Below are 8955 nucleotides of genomic sequence, written 5' to 3' on the forward strand. Positions count from 1 at the left end.
CCAGCCAGCATGGTGAATCAGAAACAAGCTGATTTGGGAATCCCAAATCGATTCAACCTAACCCCATCCCGCTTTAGCTGTCGAAGTTCACCGCCGCGGTGTTGGCGCCGCAGATCAGCACCGCGACCCGTTCGCCAGGTGAGGGACGATAGCGGCCGGAGAGTAGCGCGGCGAACGCGGCCGCGCCGCCGGGCTCGGCCACCACGCGCAAGCTTGACCAAAGGTACGCCTGCGCCTGCCGGATCGCGTCATCGCTGACCAGAACGACCCGCTCGACATAGGCCTGCGCGATCGGAAACATCAATTGCCCGACGCGGCGCGGCGCAAGGCTGTCGGCGGCAATGCCGCCGGCCGGCGCATCGACCGGTCCTCTCGCCGCGAACGCGGCATGCAAGGTCGGTGATTGCTCCGGCTCGATCGCGACGACACGTGTCTTGCCGGCGTACCATGCCGCAATGCCGCCGATCAGCCCTCCGCCGCCGACGGCGACCAGAAGCGTATCGATGTCGGGAGCGTCCGCTTCGAGCTCCAGTCCGACGCTGCCCTGGCCGAGCAGCGTCTCGGCCTGATCGTAGGCGTGAACCGCCATCGCGCCCGTGCGCTCGACATGCGCTTCGCTCGCCGCAAGCGCATCTGCATAACGGCTGCCCGCGATCACGAGCTGCGCGCCATAGCCCCTGATCCGCTCCACCTTCGCAGGCGACGTGATCTCCGGCACGAAGATCTTAGCTGGCACGCCAAGCCGTTGCGCAGCATAGGCCACCGCGGCGCCGTGATTGCCGCCGGACGCCGCAACGACGCCGGCTTTCGGCACCTGCCGCAGCAACAGGTTCGCAAAGGCACCCCGCGCCTTGAACGATCCGGAATGCTGCAACATCTCAAGCTTGAAGGTGACGGGCTGATCGGGCTGGCCAAAATCAGCCAGATTGGCCTTCAGGAGCGGTGTGCGCCGGACATGCGGGCGGATCACGGCCTCGGTCGCCGCAATCCGCTCGCGTGTAATGCCTGTTGCTGCTGTCATGATGGCTACCTTGATAGCGCGTCGCGGGGTTGACATCAATTAGGTAATTAGCAAAATGACTAAATGAAAATCGCGATCGTGTTGCGGGCGCTGGCCAATGAGCGGCGCCTGCAGATCCTGGAATGGCTCCGCGAGCCACGAAAACATTTTCGAGAGCAGGTTGACGGAGACCTGGTCGAGGATGGCGTCTGCGGTCTCCTGATCGCGGAGAAACTCGGCGTGAGTGCGCCGACCGTGAGCGAGCACATGCGGGTGCTGGCGGCTGCGAAGCTCGTGCGCGCCAAGCGCGTCAAGCAGTGGACGATGTACCGTCGCAACGAGGCGGCGATCGTAGCGGTGAAACGTGCTATCGAGGAAAACGTGTAGAGGTGCAAGCCATGTTCCTGATCGGCCAGTATGATTCTCCCTTCGTCCGCCGTGTCGCGATTGCGCTGAAGCTTTATGGCATCGCCTTCGAGCACAAGCCGTGGTCGACCTTCGGCGATGCCGACAAGATTGCGCCGTACAATCCGCTGCGCCGCGTGCCGACGCTGGTGCTCGACGATGGCGAGGGACTGATCGAGAGCACGATCATCCTCGACTATCTCGACGAACTCGTCGGGCCGGAGAAAGCGATGCTGCCGCGCAGCGGCGTCGAGCGCCGACGGCATTTGCGCATCTGCGCGTTGGCGGGCGGTCTCGGCGACAAGGCGGTCAGCCTGCTCTACGAGCGCGTGCTGCGGAAAGAACAGCTCGCGCTGTGGGTTGAACGTTGCCAGGCACAGATCGCAGACGTGTTGAAGGTGCTGGAAGCCGAGCGCGCCAAGGTGACGACGCCGTACTGGCTGGGTGACCGCATCGGCCACGCCGACGTCGTGGTCGCCTGCGTCGTCCGCTTCACCCGCGAAGCGCACCCGCCGCTGTTCGATCTCGCGCGCTATCCGGCGCTGTCAGCGCATGCCGACCGCTGCGAGGCGCTGGCGCCGTTCAAGGAGATCGTCCAGCCGCTCGCGCCGCCCAAGGGGTGAGCGAGCGCAGGTTCGTAGGGTGGGTTAGCGAAGCGTAACCCACCACTTCTCTCAATGCGCGGAAAACAAAGAGGCGGGTTACGCCGAGCGGACTGCGCTTCGCGCAGCCGCAGGGCTAACCTAACCCAGCCTATGCGCCTGGCGAATCCCTCCCGCGCCCCCTCACCGGCCATAGAGACCGGTCAGGGTAGCCTTTCCGAGCGTGTGGAAGTGCAGATCGAAACCGACCAGTGCCGCGGATGCTGAATGGTCCTTGGCATTCGGAAGCTTATCGACGTCAACGGCGAATACCGTGATCTGATAGCGGTGCGGCTTGTCGCCAGGCGGCGGACATGGTCCGCCATAGCCATCGCTGCCGAAGTCGGTGCGGCTCTGGATCGCCCCCCTGGGTATCAGCTTCTTCTTTGGATCGCCGGCCCCCTTGGGAAGCGCAGTGACGGATGGCGGAAGATTGAAGACGACCCAATGCCACCAGCCGCTGCCGGTTGGCGCATCAGGATCATGTATCATCACGGCGAAGCTCTTGGTACCCGCCGGAGCACCGCTCCAGCTCAAGGCCGGTGAGGCGTTGTTGCCGGTACAGCCAAAGCCTTTGAATACGTGTTCGCCGGCAATCGTGGCGCCTTCGCTGATGTCCGGGCTGCTCAGCGTGAGGCCCTGCGCACCAGCTCCGCCCGCAAGAAGCAGGAGCACACAGACTGCTGCGAATGAGAATGCAAACCTTGTCATCGGAAGCACCTCTTCAACAATGAGCTCAGAGACCGGAAAGTAGCGCCCGAGGAACTTGGTTTCAATCAGTCCTGCGCCATTGCTCTCGAGGCTGCGGCGCAAATAGGCCATCCGGGCAGCTCGCGATGGTTACATATTGCCGGTGATTTGCCCGACGCGTCAAGTAATTTCGGGAAATGCGTAGTCGGTCGGCCCCGCAATTTTCTACTGTGCATGGGGTTGTTTTTCACATTTTGAGTTGAGGGGTGACGGGCGTCCAATCTCCAGCGTCGTCCTGGCGAACGCCCATGGACTTTCGCCACGACGACAGTGAAGATGTGGTGCGACTACCCCGCCCCCGCGCGCTTCTTCTGCCAGATGAGATGCACCGCGCACGTGCAGCCCGGCGGATGCGAGGCGAGGTCCTTTGAGGTCTCGTCGTTCGCCGGCGTTGCCGCGAACGCGGCATCGGCAGCCTTGCGACCCTCAGCGGGTGCAGCCGGCTGCGCCGGGATGTAGTTCAGGATCGGCGCCAGCCAGCGCTCGACTTCGGCAACGCTCATCTCCTTGCGAGCCGCATAGTCCTCGACCTGGTCGCGCTCGATCTTGCCGACGCCGAAATAGAAGCTTTCGGGATGGCTGAAATAGAGCCCGGACACGCTACTGCCCGGCCACATCGCAAAGCTCTCGGTCAGCTTCACGCCGGCGGTGTTCTCCGCGTCGAGCAGGGCGAACAGCGTCTTCTTCTCGGTGTGATCGGGCTGCGCGGGGTAGCCGGGCGCGGGACGGATGCCCTGGTACTTTTCGAGGATCAGCTCCTCGTTGGAGAGCTTCTCATCCGGCGCATAGGCCCAGAACTCGCGGCGGACGCGGGCGTGCATGCGCTCGGCGAAGGCTTCGGCGAGGCGGTCGGCCAGCGCCTTGCAGAGGATCGAGGAGTAGTCGTCATTGGCCTTCTTGAAGCGGTCGGCGACCGCATCCTCGCCAATGCCGGCGGTGACCACGAAGCCGCCGATATAGTCCGGCACGCCCGTACCCGTGGGCGCAATGAAGTCGGACAGCGCTGCGTTGAATCGACCCTCGCGCTTCTCGAGCTGCTGACGCAGCGTGTGCAGTGTCGCGATTGTCTTGGTCCGGCTCTCGTCGGCGTAGAGCACGACGTCGTCGCCTTGCGCGTTCGCGGGCCAGAAGCCGATCGTGGCGCGCGCCCGGAACCATTTTTCCTTGACGATGAGGTCGAGCATCTTGCGCGCGTCGTCATAGAGCGAGCGCGCGACCTCGCCGACCTTGGGATCGTCGAGGATCGCGGGGAAGCGGCCGGCGAGCTCCCAGGTCTGGAAGAACGGCGTCCAGTCGATGCAGTCGACGAGTTCGGCGAGATCGTAGTCGTCGAACGTCTTCGTGCCGAGGAAGGTCGGCTTCACCGGCTTTGTCGCGGCAAAGTCAACCGGCACGCGGTTGGCGCGGGCATCACTCAGCTTCAGCCGCTTCTTGTCGGCCTGCGCGCGCAGATGCGCTTCCGAGATCTTTGCGTATTCGGCGCGCACCTCCGCGGCATAGGCATGGCGCTTCTCGGGCGACAGCAGCGAGGAGGCGACGCCGACGGCGCGGCTCGCGTCGTTGACATGCACGACGGGGCCTGCCTTGTAGTTCGGGTCGATCTTGACGGCCGTGTGCACACGGCTCGTGGTCGCGCCGCCGATCAGGAGCGGCAGCTTCAAGCCCTCGCGCTGCAATTCGCCGGCGAAGAATGCCATCTCGTCGAGCGAGGGCGTGATCAGGCCGGACAGGCCGACGAGGTCGGCCTTCTCCGCCTTCACGGTCTCGACGATCTTGGCGGCCGGCACCATCACGCCGAGGTCGATGACCTCGAAATTGTTGCACTGGAGCACGATGCCGACGATGTTCTTGCCGATGTCGTGGACGTCGCCCTTCACGGTCGCGAGCACGATCTTGCCGGCGGATGAGTTGGCAGCGCCACCGATGCCGCTCGCGAGGTTGCGTGCCTTCTCCTCTTCCATGAACGGCATCAGCCAGGCGACCGCCTGCTTCATCACGCGCGCGGATTTCACGACCTGCGGCAGGAACATCTTGCCGTCACCGAAGAGATCGCCGACCACGTTCATGCCGGCCATCAGCGGGCCTTCGATGACGTCGAGCGGGCGCGAGGATGCCTTGCGGGCTTCTTCGGTATCCTGCTCGATGAACTCGGTGATGCCATGCACCAGTGCGTGCGAGAGCCGCTTTTCGACCGGCCATTCGCGCCAGGCGAGATCGGCTTCCTTGCTCTCGGTCTTCTTGCCGCGGAATTTTTCGGCAAGCGCGAGCAGCCGCTCGGAGGCGCTCGCGTCGCGGTTGAGGACCACGTCCTCGCAAGTTTGCCGCAGCTCGGGATCGATGTCGTCATAGACGATCATCTGCCCGGCATTGACGATACCCATGTCCATGCCGGCCTTGATGGCATGATACAGGAACACCGAGTGCATGGCCTCGCGCACCGGCTCGTTGCCGCGGAACGAGAAAGACAGGTTGGAGACGCCGCCCGAGATGTGCGCGCCGGGCAGATTCTGGCGGATCCAGCGCGTCGCCTCGATGAAGTCGACGCCGTAATTGTTGTGCTCCTCAATGCCCGTCGCGATCGCAAAGATGTTGGGATCGAAGATGATGTCTTCCGGCGGGAAGCCGACGCGGTTCACCAGGATATCGTAGGCGCGCTTGCAGATCTCTGTCTTGCGCGCGAACGTATCGGCCTGGCCGACTTCGTCGAAAGCCATCACCACGACGGCAGCGCCGTGGCGCCGCGCGATTTTGGCTTCAAAGATGAACTTCTCCTCGCCTTCCTTCATCGAGATCGAGTTGACGACGGGTTTGCCCTGCACGCATTTCAGGCCGGCCTCGATCACGGAGAATTTCGAGGAGTCCACCATCACGGGGACGCGGGCGATGTCGGGTTCGGCGGCGACGAGGTTGAGGAAGGTCCGCATCGCGGCTTCCGAGTCCAGAAGGCCCTCATCCATGTTGACGTCGATGATTTGCGCGCCGTTCTCGACCTGGTCGCGCGCGACCTGGAGCGCAGCCGTGAAGTCGCCGGCCGTGATCAATTTACGGAAGCGGGCCGAGCCCGTGACGTTGGTGCGCTCGCCGACGTTGACGAAGGGGATCGCATCGGTGAGCACGAACGGCTCGAGGCCGGAGAGCCTCAAGCGAGGCTCGATCGCGGGCACGACGCGCGGCTTGTGCGGCGCCACCGCAGCGGCAATCGCCGCGATGTGCTCGGGCGTGGTGCCACAGCAGCCACCGACGATGTTGACCAAACCATCACGCGCGAACTCGCCGACCAGACGGGCCATGTACTCTGGCGTCTCATCATACTGGCCGAATTCGTTGGGCAACCCGGCATTGGGATAGGCGCAGACCAGCGCGTCGGCGACGCGGCCAATGTCCGCGATATGCGCGCGCAGATCTTCCGCGCCGAGCGCGCAGTTGAAGCCGATGGTGATGGGCTTTGCGTGCCGCACCGAATTCCAGAACGCCTCCGGCATCTGTCCGGACAGCAGACGGCCGGACTTGTCGGTTATGGTGCCTGAGACCATCACGGGCACGTCGATGCCGCGTTCTTCAGTGATCTCGGCGATCGCATAGAGCGCTGCTTTGGCGTTCAGCGTGTCGAAGATGGTCTCGACCAGCAAGAGGTCGACGCCGCCGTCGAGCAGGCCCCGGATCTGCTCGCCATAGGACTCGCGCAGGTCGTCGAAAGTGACGGCGCGGTAGCCGGGATTTGCGACATCAGGCGAGATCGAGGCGGTGCGGTTGGTGGGGCCGATGGCACCGGCGACGAAGCGCGGCTTGCCGTCCTCGGCCTCAACGCGTTTGGCGGCGTTGCCTGCGAGGCGGGCGCCTTCGCGCGCCATGTCATAGACGATGTCGGCGAGGTCGTAGTCGGCCTGCGCGATCGAGGTCGTCGAGAAGGTGTTGGTCGCGACGATGTCGGCGCCAGCACGCAGGTACGCGGCGTGGATATCCTCGATCGCCTGCGGCTGGGTCAGGATCAAGAGGTCGTTGTTGCCGCGCAGGTCGCGGTGAAAATTCTTGAAGCGCTCGCCGCAGAAGGCGGCCTCGTCGAACTGCAGGCCCTGGATCATCGTACCCATGGCGCCGTCGAGCACCAGGATGCGCTCGCGCGCGGCGGCGAGCAGGGCGGTTCGCTTGGGAGACACGGTCACGGTCATCGGTTACGCCGCCTTCTGCGCGCTCTTGGCGCGAATGCCGAGCAAATGGCTGATCGCGAATACGAGATCGGCGCGGTTCATGGTGTAGAAATGGAAGGTGTCGACGCCGTGCTTGGCGAGCTTGTGTACCTGGCCGGCGGCTACCGTCGCTGCGACGAGCTTGCGCGTCTCCGGATCGTTGTCGAGCCCATCGAACTTCTCCGCGAGCCAGTTCGGAACGCTGGTGCCGGCGCGGGTGACGAAATTGCGGGCTTGCTTGAAATTGTGCATGGGCATGATGCCAGGCACGATGGGGATATTGATGCCGCGCGTGCGGACGCGGTCGAGATAGCGGAAGTAGAGGTCGTTATCGAAGAACACCTGGGTGATCGCGCGCGTCGCGCCGGCGTCGACCTTGGCCTTCAGCGTGTCGATGTCGGCGTCGAAGTCGCGCGCCTCGGGGTGCTTCTCCGGATAGGCCGATACCGAAACCTCGATGTCGGCGTGCCGCTTCTTGATGCCGGCGACGAGCTCGGCTGAACTCTGGTAGCCGTCGGGATGGGTGGAGTAGGGCGTGCCGATGCCGCCGGGCGGATCACCGCGCAGGCCCACGATGTGGCGGACGCCGACCTCGTGGTAGCGGTCGACGATCTCGTCGATCTCACCGCGCGAAGCGCCGACGCAGGTGAGATGCGCGGCCGGCAGCAGCGAAGTCTCCTTCAGGATGCGGGCGATGGTGGCGTGGGTGCGCTCACGGGTCGAGCCGCCGGCGCCATAGGTCACCGAAACGAATTTCGGGTCGAGCGGGGCGAGGCGGTTGATGGTCTCCCACAGGTTCTTCTCCATCTCCTCGGTCTTGGGTGGAAAGAACTCGAAGGAGATCGCCGGACGCTTGGCGAGGTGCCCGTCTTGCCCATTATCTTGCCCGTTATATTGGGCGGGCGTCGCCGGCTCGGTCATGGCACCATTCGCTCCAGATTCTCTTCGCAACTGCGTCATTTAGCTTCGGAAGCGCTAAGATAGGCCAAACGGGGTATTCTCGACAGCCCATCGTCGATGGGAAGTGGCCCACTATGGCCAAGGAGATCGGTATTTTTGTGCCACACATGATGCCGGTGGGAAATCGATGAAATCTAGAAGTGTAAGTTATTTCAGGATATTATGTAGCATTTGAGTTTACTGAGCTGCGGTCAATCGGGTGGGCAGAATGAAAACTAGATGATCAAGGCTTGCGGAATCCCAACGGACTTCAGCAAATGCCAGGTCTCTCGAGGCCAACACAGGCCAGCTCTGCTTCATCCGGCCATTGCCGCTCCGGGGTGGCGCACTACGTTGAACCGGCCATGATCCAGCTCTCCGTTCTCGACCTCTCCGTCGTCACGTCAGGCACAAGGCCCGCCGCGGCGTTGCGCAACAGCATCGACCTGGCGCGCCATGTCGATCAACTCGGCTATGTCCGCTATTGGCTCGCCGAGCACCACAACCTCGCCTCCGTCGCGAGTCCGGCGCCTGACGTCATGATCGGGCAGATCGCGGCCGTGACGAAGCACATCCGTGTCGGCTCCGGCGGCGTGATGCTGCCCAATCACGCCCCTTTAGTGGTGGCCGAGCGCTTCAAGATGCTGGAGGCGCTTTTTCCCGGCCGTATCGATCTCGGTCTCGGCCGCGCGCCCGGCACCGACGGAGCCACGGCGTACGCGCTCAGGAGCCGTCTCGATCGCCGCGAGGGCGACGATTTCCTCGAGCGGCTGCACGAACTGATCCTGTGGGAGACGCGCGAATTCCCGTCGGGCCATCCCTACAACAACGTAGTCGCGATGCCCGACGATACGCCCTTGCCGCCGATCTGGCTGCTCGGCTCCAGCGACTATTCGTCGGAATTGGCAGCCCAGGTCGGCATGGGTTTCGCGTTCGCGCATCATTTTGCGAGCCATGATGCGATCGACGCGATGGTGCATTATCGCAACCGTTTCCAGCCGTCCGCCTGGCGCGCGACGCCGCACGCAATTCT

General features: G+C 63.8%; 7 protein-coding genes. 3 read left to right on the plus strand and 4 right to left on the minus strand.

What is annotated here, in order from left to right:
• Positions 1-73: 73 nt before the first annotated feature.
• Positions 74-1021: a threonine/serine dehydratase gene (locus SO139_RS44660; RefSeq protein WP_449381325.1), complete on the minus strand. Its 948-nt coding sequence runs from the start codon at positions 1019-1021 to the stop codon at positions 74-76.
• Between the two features lie 63 nt (positions 1022-1084).
• Between SO139_RS44660 and SO139_RS44665 the strand changes: the two genes are divergently transcribed.
• Positions 1085-1387 (plus strand): ArsR/SmtB family transcription factor, encoded by a 303-nt coding sequence (locus SO139_RS44665; RefSeq protein WP_449381324.1) that lies wholly within the window; start codon positions 1085-1087, stop codon positions 1385-1387.
• Between the two features lie 11 nt (positions 1388-1398).
• Positions 1399-2028 (plus strand): glutathione S-transferase family protein, encoded by a 630-nt coding sequence (locus SO139_RS44670; RefSeq protein WP_449381376.1) that lies wholly within the window; start codon positions 1399-1401, stop codon positions 2026-2028.
• Between the two features lie 162 nt (positions 2029-2190).
• Here SO139_RS44670 and SO139_RS44675 read toward each other — a convergent pair whose 3' ends face one another.
• The 3 genes from SO139_RS44675 to metF all read right to left on the minus strand — a co-directional run bounded on the left by SO139_RS44675 (position 2191) and on the right by metF (position 7904).
• The gene (locus SO139_RS44675) at positions 2191-2757 is read right to left on the minus strand and encodes a YbhB/YbcL family Raf kinase inhibitor-like protein (RefSeq protein ID WP_449381323.1); all 567 of its coding nucleotides are present in this window, start codon (positions 2755-2757) and stop codon (positions 2191-2193) included.
• A 326-nt stretch (positions 2758-3083) separates the two neighbouring features.
• On the minus strand, positions 3084-6965 hold the full coding sequence (metH, locus tag SO139_RS44680) for a methionine synthase (protein WP_498542033.1): 3882 nt from the start codon (positions 6963-6965) through the stop codon (positions 3084-3086).
• Positions 6966-6968: 3 nt separating this feature from the next.
• Complete coding sequence (metF, locus tag SO139_RS44685; RefSeq protein ID WP_449381321.1) at positions 6969-7904, minus strand: methylenetetrahydrofolate reductase [NAD(P)H]; 936 nt, start codon at positions 7902-7904, stop codon at positions 6969-6971.
• A gap of 383 nt (positions 7905-8287) precedes the next feature.
• Here metF and SO139_RS44690 point away from each other — a divergent pair.
• Positions 8288-8955, plus strand: a 668-nt coding sequence (locus tag SO139_RS44690; protein ID WP_498542034.1) for an LLM class flavin-dependent oxidoreductase, incomplete at its 3' end; no start/stop codon positions are given.

Source organism: Bradyrhizobium sp. UFLA05-89, from assembly GCF_059803475.1.